At 59.6% G+C, this 15,425-nt stretch carries 15 protein-coding genes; 5 read left to right on the top strand and 10 right to left on the bottom strand.

Going from position 1 to position 15,425, the window contains the following annotated elements:
• The 6 genes from Q6L55_10460 to Q6L55_10485 all read right to left on the bottom strand — a co-directional run.
• The coding region (locus Q6L55_10460) for a proton-conducting transporter membrane subunit (GenBank protein MEN9259130.1) at positions 1–744 on the bottom strand (744 nt) is incomplete at its 3' end.
• Positions 741–1,076, bottom strand: coding sequence for an NADH-quinone oxidoreductase subunit K (locus Q6L55_10465; GenBank protein MEN9259131.1), 336 nt, complete (start codon positions 1,074–1,076; stop codon positions 741–743). The genes Q6L55_10460 and Q6L55_10465, both read right to left, overlap by 4 nt.
• A gap of 38 nt (positions 1,077–1,114) precedes the next feature.
• Positions 1,115–2,782, bottom strand: coding sequence for a SulP family inorganic anion transporter (locus Q6L55_10470; protein MEN9259132.1), 1,668 nt, complete (start codon positions 2,780–2,782; stop codon positions 1,115–1,117).
• A 170-nt stretch (positions 2,783–2,952) separates the two neighbouring features.
• Complete coding sequence (locus Q6L55_10475) at positions 2,953–4,347, bottom strand: serine/threonine-protein kinase (protein ID MEN9259133.1); 1,395 nt, start codon at positions 4,345–4,347, stop codon at positions 2,953–2,955.
• Between the two features lie 212 nt (positions 4,348–4,559).
• On the bottom strand, positions 4,560–5,780 hold the full coding sequence (locus tag Q6L55_10480) for a lipid-A-disaccharide synthase-related protein (protein MEN9259134.1): 1,221 nt from the start codon (positions 5,778–5,780) through the stop codon (positions 4,560–4,562).
• Between the two features lie 32 nt (positions 5,781–5,812).
• Positions 5,813–6,544, bottom strand: coding sequence for a Crp/Fnr family transcriptional regulator (locus tag Q6L55_10485; GenBank protein ID MEN9259135.1), 732 nt, complete (start codon positions 6,542–6,544; stop codon positions 5,813–5,815).
• A 160-nt stretch (positions 6,545–6,704) separates the two neighbouring features.
• Here Q6L55_10485 and Q6L55_10490 point away from each other — a divergent pair, with 160 nt between their 5' ends.
• A complete protein-coding gene (locus tag Q6L55_10490; protein MEN9259136.1) occupies positions 6,705–8,129 on the top strand; it encodes a TM0106 family RecB-like putative nuclease in 1,425 nt (474 codons plus the stop codon).
• Here Q6L55_10490 and Q6L55_10495 read toward each other — a convergent pair.
• Positions 8,118–10,334 (bottom strand): ComEC/Rec2 family competence protein, encoded by a 2,217-nt coding sequence (locus Q6L55_10495; protein MEN9259137.1) that lies wholly within the window; start codon positions 10,332–10,334, stop codon positions 8,118–8,120. The genes Q6L55_10490 and Q6L55_10495 overlap by 12 nt on opposite strands.
• Positions 10,335–10,533: 199 nt before the next feature.
• On the opposite strand from Q6L55_10495, the gene bchL reads away from it, so the two are divergent.
• Genes bchL through Q6L55_10510 form a run of 3 tightly spaced genes read left to right on the top strand, consistent with a single transcriptional unit; the run spans position 10,534 to position 13,127 of the window.
• The gene (bchL, locus tag Q6L55_10500) at positions 10,534–11,376 is read left to right on the top strand and encodes a ferredoxin:protochlorophyllide reductase (ATP-dependent) iron-sulfur ATP-binding protein (protein MEN9259138.1); all 843 of its coding nucleotides are present in this window, start codon (positions 10,534–10,536) and stop codon (positions 11,374–11,376) included.
• A gap of 35 nt (positions 11,377–11,411) precedes the next feature.
• Positions 11,412–11,765 carry a DUF5331 domain-containing protein gene (locus Q6L55_10505; GenBank protein ID MEN9259139.1) on the top strand — a complete coding sequence of 118 codons (354 nt, stop codon included), beginning with the start codon at positions 11,412–11,414 and terminating at the stop codon, positions 11,763–11,765.
• A 12-nt stretch (positions 11,766–11,777) separates the two neighbouring features.
• Positions 11,778–13,127 carry a ferredoxin:protochlorophyllide reductase (ATP-dependent) subunit N gene (locus Q6L55_10510; protein ID MEN9259140.1) on the top strand — a complete coding sequence of 450 codons (1,350 nt, stop codon included), beginning with the start codon at positions 11,778–11,780 and terminating at the stop codon, positions 13,125–13,127.
• On the opposite strand, the gene Q6L55_10515 is transcribed toward Q6L55_10510, so the two are convergent.
• The 3 genes from Q6L55_10515 to lptB form a co-directional block, all read right to left on the bottom strand.
• Positions 13,124–13,486 (bottom strand): STAS domain-containing protein, encoded by a 363-nt coding sequence (locus Q6L55_10515; GenBank protein MEN9259141.1) that lies wholly within the window; start codon positions 13,484–13,486, stop codon positions 13,124–13,126. The genes Q6L55_10510 and Q6L55_10515 overlap by 4 nt on opposite strands.
• 68 nt (positions 13,487–13,554) lie before the next feature.
• Positions 13,555–13,881: an FHA domain-containing protein gene (locus Q6L55_10520; protein ID MEN9259142.1), complete on the bottom strand. Its 327-nt coding sequence runs from the start codon at positions 13,879–13,881 to the stop codon at positions 13,555–13,557.
• 34 nt (positions 13,882–13,915) lie between these two features.
• Entirely contained in the window at positions 13,916–14,635 is a 720-nt protein-coding gene (gene lptB, locus Q6L55_10525; GenBank protein ID MEN9259143.1) for an LPS export ABC transporter ATP-binding protein, read from the bottom strand.
• A gap of 44 nt (positions 14,636–14,679) precedes the next feature.
• On the opposite strand from lptB, the gene pgl reads away from it, so the two are divergent.
• Entirely contained in the window at positions 14,680–15,399 is a 720-nt protein-coding gene (gene pgl, locus Q6L55_10530) for a 6-phosphogluconolactonase (protein MEN9259144.1), read from the top strand.
• Positions 15,400–15,425 lie beyond the last annotated feature (26 nt).

The following is a 15,425-nucleotide window of genomic DNA, read 5'->3' on the forward strand; positions in this document are numbered from 1 at the left end:
CCGCACCAGAGCCTCCAGTTCCGGGGCTACCCCCCCCATGCGCACCAAAGCCAGCAACGGCGCCTTAACCACCACCCCCGACAACAGAGCCGACACCGGCGCCGCCACCTCCGCGTGGGTCATGGGCAACCAGAACCCCAGCAAGAACACCCCCCCCTTGACCAGCAACCCCAGCACCAGCAGCGCCTTCGCCTCCGGGGGCGCCCCCCGCAACCCTTGCCAAGCAAACGAACCCTGGGCCTCGTACACCAACACCGCCCCCACCAGGTAAAACAGCATGGCCACGTTGCTGACAAACAAATAGCGCAGCCCCACCCAGATCAACCGTTCCTGGCCCGTAATCGTCATCAGCAAAAACGCCGCAATCGCCACCACCTCCAGGGCCACATACAAGCTCACCCCATCCGTCACCGCAAACGCCACATTCAAACTGCCGTGCAGGATCAGCAACTGGGCGCAAAAAAAGGGCGTTTGGGTATTCCAGGTTGCAAAGGTCACCGCCAGGGTCACCAGGGCATTGGTCAGGACAAAAAACGCCGCCTGCTCATCCAGCAACAAACTCACCCCAAAGTGATCCAGCAAATGCAGGGATACCGGTGCCTGTCCTCCCAGCAGAGCCACCCCATACCCCAGGGACCCAGCCGCCCCCAAAACACTAAAAAACCGCGCCAACCCCGGGAGCAAATAGGTCAAAAAGGCCAGGAAAAACGCCCCCCCAAGCCAGAGAATCGTTCCCGTATTCATGGGCGGTAATGGCTTTCGATGTCCCCCACCTCCAACGTGGGAAAATCCCGCGCCAATTTCATCACCGCCACCAGCATCAGCGCCTGAATCGAAAGCCCAATCACAATCGCCGTCAAAATCACTCCCTGGGGCACCGGGTCAGCGTACTGCACCGCCCGTCCCGGCGTAAAGATAGGTGTAAAAACCCCCTTTTGGGCCGCCGCCACCACGTAATACGCCACCACCCCCGTACTCATCACATCCATGGCGATGGTTTTCATGAGCAAATTGCGCTTGAGCAGGATACCCCCAAAACCCAACAGGACCGTGGCAAACACACAGGCCTCCAACATATCTTCCCCCCCCCCCGCGTGCCTGCTTTGATCTTATCTTAAGCCGCCTCCACCGCCGTGGGTAGGTTCAATTCCACCAGCGCCTTTTGCAGGGCCAACTTGCGGTCGCTCACCAGGTGGTCGAGGGGTAATCGGTCCAGCAGCCCAAACTTTTGCAGGCGATTGCGCGTCCGCCCCGCCGCCCCCACGATATAGACCACCCGCCCTTTTTCCAGCGCCTCCACCACCATATTCTCAATCGCCAAACAGGCCGTCACCCCCAGCATCGGCACATCCGTCAAATCCAAAATAATCGCCCCCACATTCTGCATCGCCGCATGTTCCCGGGCAATGGCCCTCGCCACCCCAAAAATCATCGGCCCGCTGAGATAAAAAAGCAGCACCTGCCCCTGCGCCTGGGCCAGCAACGCCTTCTCCTCCGGAGTTAAGGGAATCGCATCATCCGCATCCGTAATCGTTTTCACCTCTTTTGATTGCAACTCCGACAGGCGCTCAATCGTCAGCATATTGGCAATAAACACCCCCACAAACACCGCCACGATCAAATCCACCAACACCGTCAACGCCAGCACCGTGTACATAATCAGCGCTGCCCGCCACGACACCACATGCGCCCGCTTCAAGAAACTCCAATCCAAAATATCGATCCCCACCTTCACCGCAATACCCGCCAACACCGCCATTGGGATGTCTTTCATCAAAGGCGCCGCCCCCGCCACGATGGCCAAGAGCACCAACGCCCGCGTCATCCCAGAAATGGCCGTTTTCGCCCCCGTTTGGATATTCACCACCGTTCCCATCGTCGCCCCCGCCCCTGGCAATCCCCCACACAATCCCGAAACAAAATTGCCAATTCCCTGCCCGATTAACTCCTTATTGGAATCATGCTCCGTGCGGGTCAAACTATCGGCAATCACCGCCGTCAACAGCGTATCAATACAACCCAGGATAGCCAGCATAACCGCATCCACGAAAATCGTGCCCATCTGCCCCAGGGTAAAGGTTGGGCGCGTCAAAGTGGGCCATCCTACCGGAATCTCCCCGATCACCCGAATATCCGCATCCTGGAAAAACAGCAACGACACCCCTGTACCGACAATCAGCGCCAACAATTGGGGGGGCACAAAACGCTTCCACCGGTTAGGTGTCAAAAAAATAATCGCCAGGGCCAACGCTGCCAGAAACACCTCATTGGGGTCAATATTGCGCAGCAAGTCTGGGAGCGCCTTAAGCGTGCCGATAACTCCCCCCTTAGGTGTCTCCTGACCCAAAAATGGCCCGATTTGCAAAATGATTAAAATCACCCCAATTCCCGACATGAACCCCGAAATCACGCTATAGGGCATCAGGGTGATGTATTTTCCCAACTTAAACAGGCCCAAAATCACCTGAAAAATCCCCGCCAGCATCACCACCGTAAAGGCCATCGCCAGACCGTTTTCCGGGTTAGCCGCCGTCAAACTGGCCACAATGGTTGTCATAACGACCGTCATCGGTCCGGTGGGTTCCGAAATCAGCGTCGGTGTCCCCCCAAACAGCGCCGCAAAAAAACCCACACAGACCGCCCCGTACAGACCCGCCACCGGATTGCGCACCGCCGCCACCCCAAAGGTGAGCGCCAAGGGAATCGAAACAATCGCCGTTGTGATTCCCCCCAAAATATCCGCCCGCAAATTGCCTAAATGTATCTGGTTGGTGATGGCCATAGGTAAAAATAAACGCTCCTGTACCGGGATAAGCCGGGACTATGTTTACTATAAAGAGAACTGTGGACCTAAGCTCATTAGTCTTATTTATTGTTGTTATCACCGGGTTTGATAGGTATTTACACCGGGGGATAGGGGCTATAGCTACCGCTGCGTAACCCCAAAACCGGTCAGGGGGCCTGCAAGTTTTGTTTCAGCCATTTGAGCAGGGCGACGATGGCGGTGAGCGTTACCCCTAGCACCAGGGACCCCAGCAGCAAGCGGTCAATGCCCTGCCGCAGCAGAACGGCCAACCCCACCAGCGTCATCCCCCACAGCCCCGCCAAGCCCCACACCGGCAGCCAGCTCCGCCCCCAAAACCACACCCATCCCCCCAGCAGCAACCCCACCAGGAGACTCCAGCCCGGCGGCACCGCCCAATACCAACTTACTGCCATCACCCCCAAGCCCATCTCCGCCGCCAACCAAAACACCTGTCCCAGACCTTGCCACCAGGGTTGAGCCATTTGCCGAGAAGGCAAAGGATGGGTGGACGCCACAGCGCCGCTACGGGGGGCGATCGTTGGGGGAGACGTGGGGCGCAGGGGCTTAGAGGAAGGGGGCAACTGGACTTTGCGGGGCATTTGGTTGAGCCGTTCCAAAACCGTCTGGGCGCTGGGGAAGCGTTCTTGTACCACCGTCCGCACCATCCGGTCGAGAATCTGGGCCAACTCAGGACTCACGCGCACCTTATCCCGCCATTGCCAGGTACCCCGGTAGGCGTCGTAGAGTTCCTCCGGCGGCAACCCCGTCAATAACCGCAAACAAGTAACCCCCAACCCGTATAAGTCTGTCGAAGGATAGACTTCTCCTCCGTGGTATTGCTCCGGCGCCGCATAGCCCACCGTGCCGATCGTCGTCCACTTGGAACCAGCAAAAAGGTCCCGTACCGCACCGAAATCCAGCAGATAAATCTTGCCCGTTTGCCGCTGGCGCATGATGTTGGCCGGTTTGATATCTCGGTGGATGATATTGCGGCTGTGGACAAAATCCAGAATGGGCAAAAGCGCCTTGAGTAACTCAATAACTTTTTGTTCTGTGAAGGGGCCAAGCCGTTGCAATTCGTGTTCCAAATCTTCGCCGTCAATGTATTCCTGCACCAGATAGAAGTGTTCTTGCAGTTGCTTGGGGTTATCCCTTTTGGGGACTGCTAGGGGAAAATAGGCATACAGGTCGGGGATACAGTCATGTTCGTTGCCCACCTTTTGCAGCACCCGCGCTTCCCGGTCGAACAACCGCTTAGCCATGGCCACCTCCTCAGCATCCATCCCCCCAGGGCGAAAGTGTTTGACCACGCAGTACTCCATGGTGGGGAGATAGCGGTTGATGGCCAGGTAAGTCGCCCCAAAGCCCCCCTTACCCAAGGGCCGGATGGGAATATAGGCCCCCGCCAGAATCAAAGGCATCCCACAGCTTTGACAGTGGACTTGAGGAATACTGCGGAGCTTTTCCTCGTCAATATCTAGCCGGTTCAGGGGGCCAGGACAACCAGGGCGGGTGCAGTAAAAATCCATGAACCCAGGCACGAGCGCTCACAGGAAAACCTGGCCGCAACCAGGCTAACTGTATTGTAGTCGGAAGCCAAAGCTGAGCAGTGGGAACCTAGGCACTTCCATCGGCACCTGTATTTTGCTTTTCAGGGCATGCCAACGACAACAGTTGCCTCTAGGTTCACAGACCTGGCTGTTGGCGGGACGGGGCGGCATTAGGTCTGATGGAAACCAGCTAACGGCTACCCCTAACGCCGTAGGTACTGGGCCAGCCAGCGGGCAATCGTCACACTGGCGCCAGGGCCACCCATCCGCTGCCGACCGTTGCGGGCGATCAGGTGCAGTTCGTCGGGATTGCTAAAGATGTCCTGGAGGGCGGGGCCGACGGCTTCTGGCCGCTCCACCAGGCGCAGGGAAGGGCCGAGCAAGCGCTGCTGGTAACGGGCAAAACGGCGGGTGTACTGGGGACCCTCCCCCGGAAAACTCACCACCGGTTTCCCTAAACCCACCAATTGCTCGGTGGCCGTCCCCGCCAGGGCGATCCCCCCGTGGGCCAGGTGCAAACAGTCGTTAAACGCTCCCTGAACCACCATCAGGCCCACCTGGCCGTAGCCAAACCCCACCCCTGGATACACCGGCCAGCGGTGTTGGCGCAGGGCTGCTTCGATGGGCTGCCGCTCCACGTTGGGGGCCAAAGCCGCCAGGAATAAAATTTGCGATGCCGTCAAGCACTCCACCACCCCCGGCAACGCCCGCAGGATCAATTCCCAGTTGCGATAGGCCTCCGGGACCCGGGAACCGGGGAGCAATACAATCACCAGGGCTTCGGTAAAGGTCGTCGGTAGGGTCAATTGGCCGGTGGGGTCTAGGCCATCCATCATGGGGTTGCCCACCCACTGCACCGGTAGGGACCAGCGTTTGAGCCAGGTGCTGGTCAGTTCATCCCGGGCAAAGGTGACCAGGGAGCGGCGGATCAACCAGCGTTCCCAGGGGTAAAACACCGACCCAGCCCAGCCCTCACACCACTGGGTTGTGGGTAAAGGCCCCTGTTCATCCCGCAGGTGGTACTCCGACTTGGCGGTGGCCACAAACACAAAGGGGCGCCCACTTTGCCAGGCCAACCACAGGGGCCAAATATCCCCCACCGCCAAGACCAGTCCCCGGGGTGACGCCCGCGCCCATTGCCGGACTGCCCGCCATTGCTGCCCAATCAAGCTCCATAACCCCGCCCGCAGGTCTTGCCACCAGCCCTTGTGGATAAAACCGCCGGACGGTAAATCCCGCGCCGGACCGATCAGGGGAATCCCCATCTGCCGGTAAATTTCTCCCCGACCCACCAGGGGCAAGGCCCGGCAGACAACCCCCATTTGTTCCTGCTGCAACGCGGTTAAGATGTTGCCGGCGATCCGGTCTTCCCCATGGCCATTACTCAAACACAACAACCGCATCGGGGGTTCCAGGCCATTCATGGACTGATATTACCGCACAACACCAGCACCGTTTAATTCAACAAGGCCTCCAGGGCGGCCAAATCGGGCACTCGAATCAAGCCTCGTCCCGCCGTCCCCTCCCCCGACCCTTGGGCGCCTTTGCCGGCGACCCGCTCGATGACCCCTTCTTGCTCCAACTTGCGCAACACCCGGGTGACCGTTTCCCGCGTTAACCCACTGAGACTGCCCAGTTCCCGGTGGGGCAGGTTAGGAATTTCAATCCCCCGGGCGCTGGTGCGTCCCTGTCCTTCCGCCAGAAACAGCAATACATCCGCCACCCGCGCCACGCTATCCGACTCTCGCACCCGCAACCGCCGGTTCAGTTGCCGCAGCCGCCGGGCCATCAACTGGGACAGCCGCAATCCCATCAACGGCTCCGTCCGCACCAGGTGCATAAAGTCCCGCCCCGACAGGCCACCCACCAGCACGGGCGTCACACTTACCACATCGCAGGAGCGGGGGGAAGCCGCCAGGGCCGCCATTTCCCCAAAGATTTCCCCCGGTCCCAGAATATTCAGGGTAATTTCCCGCCCGTCCCGGTTATGGGTGCGGATCTTGACCCAGCCCTCGATGATGAAGTACACGGTGCCGCCCCCCTCTTCCTCCATAATCAGGATTTTGTCCGCCCCGTGGGGGGCCAGGGATAACCGCTGACCAACCCACTCCAAGGCCGTTGACTCCCAACCCTCGAACAGGGGCGAATGCCGCAAGGCGGTGAGGATGTCGGGGGTGGGTCTGGTCATCAATAGCCCTCTGAGTGGGAAACGTCCGGGACTAAAGCGGGGCCTATGCTACAGTTTGTACAAAAAGTATTTACACAACCGTGGGCCGAGAAGACTGGATATGATCTCTCTACTATTCAAGCAAATCCCGGTCGGCAACTCCAGTCAAGGGGTTTGAGTCATGCCTGCCAACCCAGGGCTGGTGGTGCTGACGGAGCATTTGTTTTACTACCATCGCTGCGCCCGTCGCAGTTTTTTGGACCACCGCCAGGGCGTAGTGCACCAACCCGAACGGTCGCGGCACCGGGAAGACCTTTACCAGCGCTGGCCGGGGGTACGTCCGGTGTATCAGCCGCCGGATTGGGAACAGGGGTTTCAGGGGACGGTTGCCTTGATGCAGCAGGGGGTGCCGGTTATTCACCAGGGGGTGTTGCGGGTGGAAACCCCTGCCGCTGTTTTAGTGGGACGACCGGACTTGCTGATTCGGGAACCGGGCGCCTCCCGCTGGGGGGACTGGCATTACCGACCGGTGGATATTCGGCTCGGCCAACGGCTCAAACCGGAATATCAGGCGGCGGCGGCGTTTCACAGTTGGTTGCTGGCCCAAATCCAAGGAGTTTGGCCTTGTTGGGGGGAATTGGCCTTACCGGGTCCCCGGTTTTTGCGGGTTAATCTGGCCCAAGCTCTCCCTTCCATGCACCAAATGCTGGCGGCCTGTCTGGAAACCCTCAAACAGGACCAAGCGCCGGAGGTGTTCATCAGCCGTAGCCGTTGTCAGCTGTGCCCCTGGCTGGACTATTGCAGTACGGTCGCCAAACAAAAGCACCACCTCAGCCTGGTGCCCGGTGTCACTCAAAAACGCTACCAGGAACTGCAAACCCTAGGGTTAGGCAGCATCGAAGCCCTGGCCCAGGCGGACCCCCTTGAACTCTACCGGCGCACCAGCCTAGGGGTCAACACCAGCAATAAATTGGTGCGTCAGGCCCAGGCGATTGCCCAGCAACAGGCCCTGGCGATTGCCCCCATCACCCGTTTACCCCGGGCAGCCGTCGGCTACTTTTTTGATATCGAGGCCGACCCCTATCTGGACTGCGTGTATTTGCACGGGGTTTTGGTGGTCACACCCCAGAAACAGGAGTTTTATTCCCTGGTGGCGGAGCGGGTTGAGGACGAAGGGCGCATCTGGCAGGAGTTGCTGGTGGTCCTGGCGCAGTATCCCCAGGCCCCCATTTACCATTTCTGTCCCTTCGAACCCCAAACCATCCAGCGGTTGGGCCAGCGGTATGGCACTCCCCCCGAACGGGTGCATGGGATTCGCCAGCGCTGCGTAGATTTGCACGCCCGCTTGGTGCGCTCGGTGGTCTTGCCGGTGGAGAATTACACCCTGAAAGCCATTGCCCGCTGGTTGGGGTTTGAGTGGCAGCACCCCCGGGCCGACGGCGCCCAATGCACCCAGTGGTATAACCAGTGGCTCCAGACCGGCGACCGCACCTATCTCCAGGCCCTGCAACGTTATAACTACGACGACTGCCTGGCCACCTATCACCTGTACCGCTGGCTGGTGGATTTTATGGGCAAGCAGGAACTGGCCCGTTCAACCGGCTGATTCCTGGCGCCCGCCGCTAAAGCCCCGTCCCGGTTGCCACTGCACGGCCCCCGCTTGCCCGGTTACAAACGTACGAATTTTCCAGCGTTCCAGGCGGCCCATTTCCCCCTTGGGCACCCGAAAGTTGGAGGCAATGGCGCCGTAGGGTTGTACGGTTCGCAGCAGGTTGTTGCCCAGACGGCCGCCGCTCCACCAGATCACCTGGGCTGACGGCACCCCCTGGCGCACCAGGGTATCTTGCTGTTCCAAGGTGGTGTCCGGCAACCAGAGCAACGATTCCCTACTGGCCGTGATATGCAACAACGGCGGCTGCGTATCGGTCACCTGGAAACGCACCGGCCCCAGCCTGACCCCCTGCAACGCCGACAAAGGTTGGGTTGCCCCCTCCCCATAGACCGCCCGCACCGGTAGGAACTGGCGTAAAGTGGTCCACCCCTGATTGGGCACCCCCGGCCAGGCCACCCCCAGGTCAATCCGGTTGACCCCCTGCAATTGCAAAAAGGGCAACAACGTAAACCGCACCGTGCGTTCATCCCCGGCATTGATCACCGCCACCCGGCCCCGGGCCTGCACCACCATCACCGGTACCCGCCCCGTATCCAGCGCCGTGAATTGTAAGCGAGTGGCATGGCCAATCAACAAAGGCACCACCACCGCCGCCACCCCCAACCACACCGCCCACAACCAGCGCCGCCGTTGCCAGAGCCACCCCCAGCTCAGCAAGCCCAGTAGCCCGTACAGGAGCACCACCTGTCCCACCGTGATCCGGCCCGCCGCAATGGAGTTCCAGGGCAGTTGGTTCGTCCACTGCACCAGCCCCAGCAACAGATTCAAGGGATACTGCAACAGGGCAGCCGCCCACACCCCCACCTGGAACTGCACCAGACCCAGCACCGCCGTCACCATCCCCCCCAACGTCAACACCGTCACCAAGGGCGCCGCCACCGCATTCAAGGGGATGGTGTAGGTATTGATCAGGCCGAAGTAATGCAGTTGCAGGGGCAAGGTCCACAGGTACGCCGCCGTCGGCACCGCAATAAACTCCGCCAACCGGGGGGGCAAAAAGGTCAACCGCTGGGCCATGGGGGTCGCCCACAGCATCAGCCCCAGGGTCGCCAGGAAACTGAACTGAAACCCCAGGTTCGTAATCCAATTAGGGTTGTAGAGTAACAGGACCGCCGCCACCAGCAGTAACAAGGGCAAGGGCTGGCGTTTGCCAGTGACATCTCCCTGTCCCGTTTGCACCAACCCCCACAAGCCGACCGCCCCCATCAGGGAAGCCCGGGCCACCCCCGCCTCAAACCCCGCCAACAGGACAAACACCCCCAGTGCCAGCAGACCCGCCACCAGTTGTACCCGCAACCCCAGGCGATGGGTCACCGCCAGCACCGCCCCCAGCAACAGCGACACGTGGAACCCCGACGCCGCAATCGTATGGGCCAGCCCCGCCCGGGTAAACATCGCCCGCAGGTTACCATCCAAATCCACCACCCGCGCCCCTACCACCATAGCGCTCACCAGGGGTCCCCCCCTATCCCCCAGAGCCTGCTGATGCACGTCTGTTATCCGTTGGCGCAGCCGCCAGAAACCCCAGCCGGCACCCCCCCTATCCACCACCTGCACCTGTTCCCCCCGCAATCCGGCGAAGGTCCCGTGCTGGATCAGGTAGTTTCGAAAATCAAACCCCCCACGAAAGGCCGCCTTCACCGGGAGATACAGGTCCCCCCTCACCGCCACTTTGCGTCCCGGCGTCACCCCTGCGGCCTGGTCCGGCGCCACCGTCACATACAGATTACCGGTCACCCGTTCCGTGCGGGTGTAGGGCGCTTCCCCCACCTCCAATTGTTCAGCGGCCAGGAAAAACCGCCGTTTACCGGCAGCATTCAAGCGCGGCGGATTCAGCACCCGGCCCGTGACCACCACATCCGACTCAGGTGCCCTCCTACTGATGTCATTCGGTCCCGGTTGGGGCGTCCGCCAGTGCAAGTACAGCCCGGCCAACAACCCAATGACTCCGGCCACCACCCACACCCCGGCCACCAACCCCCGTCGCCGCCACCGAGGCATCCGCCGCGCCAGAACCGCCAGCCCCACCCCCAGCACCGGCATCCCATACATTCCGTAGGGCATCAAGGCCACCAACAACCCCACCACCCAGGCGGCGGCCCACACCAGGATCGCTTCCGGCGTCACCAGGGAACCCATAGTCCAATCCTTTCGCCCTCGTATTGTAGGCCCATCCCCCCCACCACCCCCAATCCCTTGGTAGCGCCCATCACATCAGCGTTAAGTTATTTGAAAATCCGTGGACTTTAGTAAGTGTTGGTGGAAAAGCATTGAGGAATGCCCAGCCCGCGCCATTAGTGGGGATAATGGAATACCGACACCACTGCGAGGAGGGGGCATGAAAATAGCCGTTTATGGCAAAGGAGGCATTGGCAAATCCACCACCAGTTGCAACATTTCGGTCGCCCTGGCCAAGCGGGGTAAAAAGGTGCTCCAAATCGGCTGCGACCCCAAACACGACAGTACCTTTACCCTCACCGGTTTTTTGATTCCCACCATCATTGACACCCTGAAAGAACGGGATTACCACTACGAGGAAATCTGGCCGGAGGATGTAATTTATCCGGGCTATGCGGGTGTCCATTGCGTCGAAGCGGGCGGTCCCCCTGCTGGGGCTGGCTGTGGCGGTTATGTGGTGGGGGAAACGGTGAAATTGCTCAAGGAGTTAAACGCCTTTGATGCCTATGACGTGATTTTGTTCGACGTATTGGGGGATGTGGTGTGCGGGGGATTTGCCGCCCCTTTGAATTACGCCGACTATTGCCTCATTGTCACCGATAATGGCTTTGATGCCCTATTTGCCGCCAATCGCATTGTCGCCTCCGTCCGGGAAAAGGCCCGCACCCATCCCCTGCGTTTGGCGGGGTTAATTGGCAACCGTACGAGCAAGCGGGATTTGATTGACAAATACACATCCGTTGTGCCGATTCCGGTGCTGGAAGTATTGCCGGTGATTGACGACATTCGCATCTCCCGAGTCAAGGGCAAAACCATTTTTGAAATGGCGGAAACAGACCCATCCCTGGATCCCATTTGTGATTATTACCTGCACATTGCCGACCAACTTTTAGCCCATCCAGAGGGAGTAGTCCCCCAGGAGGCCCCCGACCGGGAATTGTTTAACCTCCTGTCTGATATGTACCGGCATCCCCCGGCCCAGCCCGCCTTAGCAATGGTATGAACTTAAGCTTGTTGTTGTCATCGGGAGGGACAGCTATGGCCGCGTTTGAGGAATTAAAACTGGCCCTGCGCAACGGCTGGCTGGACTATGTCCGTAACCACCGCCCCTGGCTAGAGGTCTATCTCAAACAGCGGGGGTTCAAAACGCCGGACCATGGTCGTCGTCCCGATGCCGGTTTAATCCTCGGGGTGATCACCATGCAGGCGCCCCAATTGCTGGAAATCCTGCCCACCTTTTTCAAACTCAGCCAGGGTAATCCCGATGCCATTATTGAAGCCTTGGACTTGAACTTTGACCCCTTCAAGGAATTAGCCAAACCAGTGGGGCAACTGCCGGAATCCGCCGGTCACCCCCAGGAAGCTGAAAGTACTGATGGCAGCTCTTTTTGAGGAGAAACAAACATGACCCCAACGACCGCAACCCATGGCTTGACCTTCGACTGCGAAACCGGTCATTACCACACCTTTTGCCCCATCAGTTGTGTGGCCTGGCTGTACCCCAAGATTGAAGACAGTTTTTTCCTGGTCATCGGCACGAAAACCTGTGGCTATTTCCTGCAAAATGCCCTGGGGGTTATGGTGTTTGCTGAACCCCGTTATGCTATGGCGGAGTTAGAGGAGGGGGACATTGCTGCCCAACTGCAGGACTACGCAGAGCTAAAACGGTTATGTCTGCAAATTAAACGGGACCGTAATCCCAGTGTGATCGTGTGGATCGGCACCTGCACGACGGAGATTATCAAGATGGATTTGGAGGGGTTGGCGCCCCAAGTGGAGGCAGAAATCGGCATTCCCATTGTGGTGGCCCGGGCAAACGGCCTAGATTATGCCTTTACCCAGGGGGAGGACACGGTACTGGCGGCCATGGTCCAGCGCTGTCCCGAGGTTCCCCCCCCTGACCCGTCACCAACCTGGCCCCAATTCCTGCGTGGGCGGCGCGGGTCGGCTTCCTCGGCGGACCACCCCCCCTTGATCCTATTCGGTTCCCTGCCCGACCCGGTGGTAACCCAGTTGACCCTGGAGTTGGAAAAACAGGGGATGCGGGTGGCGGGTTGGTTGCCGGCCAAGCGCTACACGGAATTACCGGCCATTCCCCCGGGGGCCTTCGTCTGTGGGGTGAATCCCTTTCTGTCCCGTACCGCCGCTGCCCTGGTGCGCCGTCGCCAATGCCGGTTAATCTCGGCACCCTTTCCCATCGGTCCCGACGGCACCCGGGCGTGGATCGAAGGGATTGCCCAGGCCCTGGGGAAACCCACGAGCAACCTGGTCCAGCGGGAGGCCCAAACCTGGGAACACCTGGCGCCCTACCTGGAGTGGCTGCGGGGTAAATCCGTGTTTTTCATGGGGGATAATTTGCTGGAAATTGCCCTGGCGCGGTTTTTGGTGCGCTGTGGGATGCGAGTGATCGAGGTGGGCATCCCCTATTTGGACAAACGCTACCAGGGGGCGGAATTGACCCTATTGGCCCGGACCTGTCGGGAGATGGGCGTGCCCCTGCCGCGGATTGTGGAAAAGCCCGATAACGACGCCCAAATCCAACGGATTCTGGCCGAGCGACCCGATTTGGTCATCACCGGCATGGCCCATGCCAATCCCCTGGAGGCCCGGGGCATCACCACCAAGTGGTCGGTGGAGTTTACCTTTGCCCAAATTCACGGTTTTGCCGGGGCGCGGGACATTTTGGAGCTGGTCACCCGTCCCCTACGCCGGAACCAGGCCCTGGGTCAGTTGGGCTGGGAACGACTGGTTTAGGCGGGGGCATCCCCTTTGGGGACAGCGGCCAGGGCAGCTTCCAGGGACGGATGCAGGGATAAAAACTGATCCAAACGCACCAACTTGACCGCCTGGGTGACGCGCGGGTTGGTCACAATATACAGATTCCCACCGGCAGCCTGGAGCTGTTTGGCGGTTTGCACCAGTACCCCCAACCCGGAACTGTCGATGAACTCGATCTTGCTCAGGTCCATAATGATCTGCTTGGGGCCGGTTTCGATCGCCTGCTGTAAAGCCTTGCGGATGTGTTGCTCGGAGAAGGCATCCAGCATCCCACTCAGGCGAAAAATCTGATGGGTCGGCTGAACGTCCCGCGTCCCCCGCAGACTAACCGTCAACGACAGATGCTCAGAAATGGTCCCACTCCTTAGCAATGACTGTGATCGTCTATCTTAGTATGCCTGCTTCAGGGCTCGTCAATGCGCACCTGGATGATCGGTCCCGAAGCCGCCAGACGAATGGTTGCCCCATCCACCAGCTTGGTTTTATCCGTCACGGGTTCACCGTCAATAAACGTGCCGTTAGCCCCCAAGCTCAACAATTCCCACTGGCCGTTTTCGTGGCGGAGTTCCACATGGTGCCGCGAGACCACTGAGCTGAGCAACACCACCTCGTTGTCCGGTGCACGGCCAATCCGGATCACCTTCTCGTCCTTAAAACACCAGTCCCGGATGGACGTTCCCTGAACAGGGTTCATCAAACTCAGCGTAATCACGGCTGCTTTCCCAACCATCTAATTCCGGCGTCCTGCCCCTATTTTACCCCCATTAGACGGCGTAATTAACCCCCAAAAAGTGGGCTTTCACCTGGGGATTGGCATAGAGTTCAGTGGCGGTGCCGGCGGCCAGTATTGAGCCGTTGTGCAGGATATAAGCCCGGTCCGTGATGGCCAGGGTATCCCGCACGTTGTGGTCGGTAATCAGAATCCCCAATTGCTGTTGCCGCAACCGGCGAATGATGCCTTGCAATTCCTGCACTGCAATCGGGTCCACTCCGGCAAAGGGTTCGTCCAGCAAGAGAAAGTGGGGTCGTGCTGCCAAAGCCCGGGCAATTTCCGCCCGCCGCCGTTCCCCTCCGGAAACCTGCCCCCCCAGGGTATGGGCCACGGCTTCTAGGCGCAATTCCTGCAACAACTTTTGGACATAGCTGTGTTGGTCCCGCGCCGGTACGCCGGTTTCCTGCATGACCAACAAAAGATTATCCCGGATAGACAGGTGGCGAAAAATGCTGGCTTCCTGGGCCAAATAACTGATGCCTAGGCGGGCGCGACGGTGCATCGGCCAGGAGGTAATGTCGCGATGGTTGAGCCGCACCACCCCCAGATCCGGTCGTTCCAAGCCCACAATGATATAAAACGTCGTGGTTTTACCAGCTCCGTTGGGTCCCAATAGCCCAACCACTTCCCCCTGACCAATGGTGAGGTGGACATCCCGGACGACACTGCGGCGGCTATAGGCTTTGTAGAGATTTTCGACTATAATTTCCATGCCTGGCCCATGGGCAGAGTTCTTTCATCTATTGTGCCCCGCCGATGAACCAAGTGATCTGCGCCGACCTGGAGGCCTTGAGTGAGCAGGCCCTATGGCTGGTGGAAAAGCGAGTCCAGGCGGCCGTGGCTGAACGGGGACAGGTGACACTGGTATTGGCGGGCGGCCGTACCCCCCGGCGGCTGTACCAACGCATCGCCCAGCGGGAGTGGCCCTGGCCCCGGTTACATCTGTTTTGGGGGGATGAGCGGTTTGTGCCCCCCGACCACCCGGAGAGCAACTACCGCATGGCTTGCGAAACCTGGCTGGATCACGTCCCCATCCCGGCTGACCATGTCCATCCCATCCCCACGCTGCCGTTGACCCCTGCCGAAGCAGCCACCCGGTATGAACAGGAATTGCAGCGATTTTTCGGTCTCCAGCCCGGGGAATTTCCGGTGTTTGACGTGATTTTGCTGGGGATGGGGGAGGACGGGCACACGGCCTCTTTGTTTCCCTACACGGCGGCATTACAGGTGTGCGACCGGATTGTGACCGTGGGCTACAAGGGGGATGAACCCCGGATTACGTTGACCATCCCTACGTTGAATTCTGGTCGGTGTGTCATTTTTCTGGTGGCGGGCGCCAGTAAGGCAACGGCCTATGCCCAGGTGACCGGTGACCAACCCGATGGGAACCGGTATCCCGCCGCTTTGATCCGGCCCCAAGTTGGGGAATTGTGGTGGTTGGTGGAAGCGGCGGTGTTGGCTGCGCCGGAACCCTGACTCCAGTTGCCCCGTCTGCTAGGACG

The organism is Gloeomargarita sp. SRBZ-1_bins_9, from assembly GCA_039794565.1.
Taxonomy (GTDB): domain Bacteria; phylum Cyanobacteriota; class Cyanobacteriia; order Gloeomargaritales; family Gloeomargaritaceae; genus Gloeomargarita.

Coding starts and splice junctions, on each gene's coding strand:
- Q6L55_10490 (MEN9259136.1), top strand. CDS start 6,705: ATGCCTGCCAACCCAGGGCTGGTGGTGCTGACGGAGCATTTGTTTTAC.
- Q6L55_10510 (MEN9259140.1), top strand. CDS start 11,778: ATGACCCCAACGACCGCAACCCATGGCTTGACCTTCGACTGCGAAACC.
- Q6L55_10520 (MEN9259142.1), bottom strand. CDS start 13,881: ATGGTTGGGAAAGCAGCCGTGATTACGCTGAGTTTGATGAACCCTGTT.
- Q6L55_10485 (MEN9259135.1), bottom strand. CDS start 6,544: ATGACCAGACCCACCCCCGACATCCTCACCGCCTTGCGGCATTCGCCC.
- pgl (MEN9259144.1), top strand. CDS start 14,680: ATGAACCAAGTGATCTGCGCCGACCTGGAGGCCTTGAGTGAGCAGGCC.
- Q6L55_10470 (MEN9259132.1), bottom strand. CDS start 2,782: ATGGCCATCACCAACCAGATACATTTAGGCAATTTGCGGGCGGATATT.
- Q6L55_10480 (MEN9259134.1), bottom strand. CDS start 5,780: ATGAATGGCCTGGAACCCCCGATGCGGTTGTTGTGTTTGAGTAATGGC.
- lptB (MEN9259143.1), bottom strand. CDS start 14,635: ATGGAAATTATAGTCGAAAATCTCTACAAAGCCTATAGCCGCCGCAGT.
- bchL (MEN9259138.1), top strand. CDS start 10,534: ATGAAAATAGCCGTTTATGGCAAAGGAGGCATTGGCAAATCCACCACC.
- Q6L55_10505 (MEN9259139.1), top strand. CDS start 11,412: ATGGCCGCGTTTGAGGAATTAAAACTGGCCCTGCGCAACGGCTGGCTG.
- Q6L55_10495 (MEN9259137.1), bottom strand. CDS start 10,334: ATGGGTTCCCTGGTGACGCCGGAAGCGATCCTGGTGTGGGCCGCCGCC.
- Q6L55_10465 (MEN9259131.1), bottom strand. CDS start 1,076: ATGTTGGAGGCCTGTGTGTTTGCCACGGTCCTGTTGGGTTTTGGGGGT.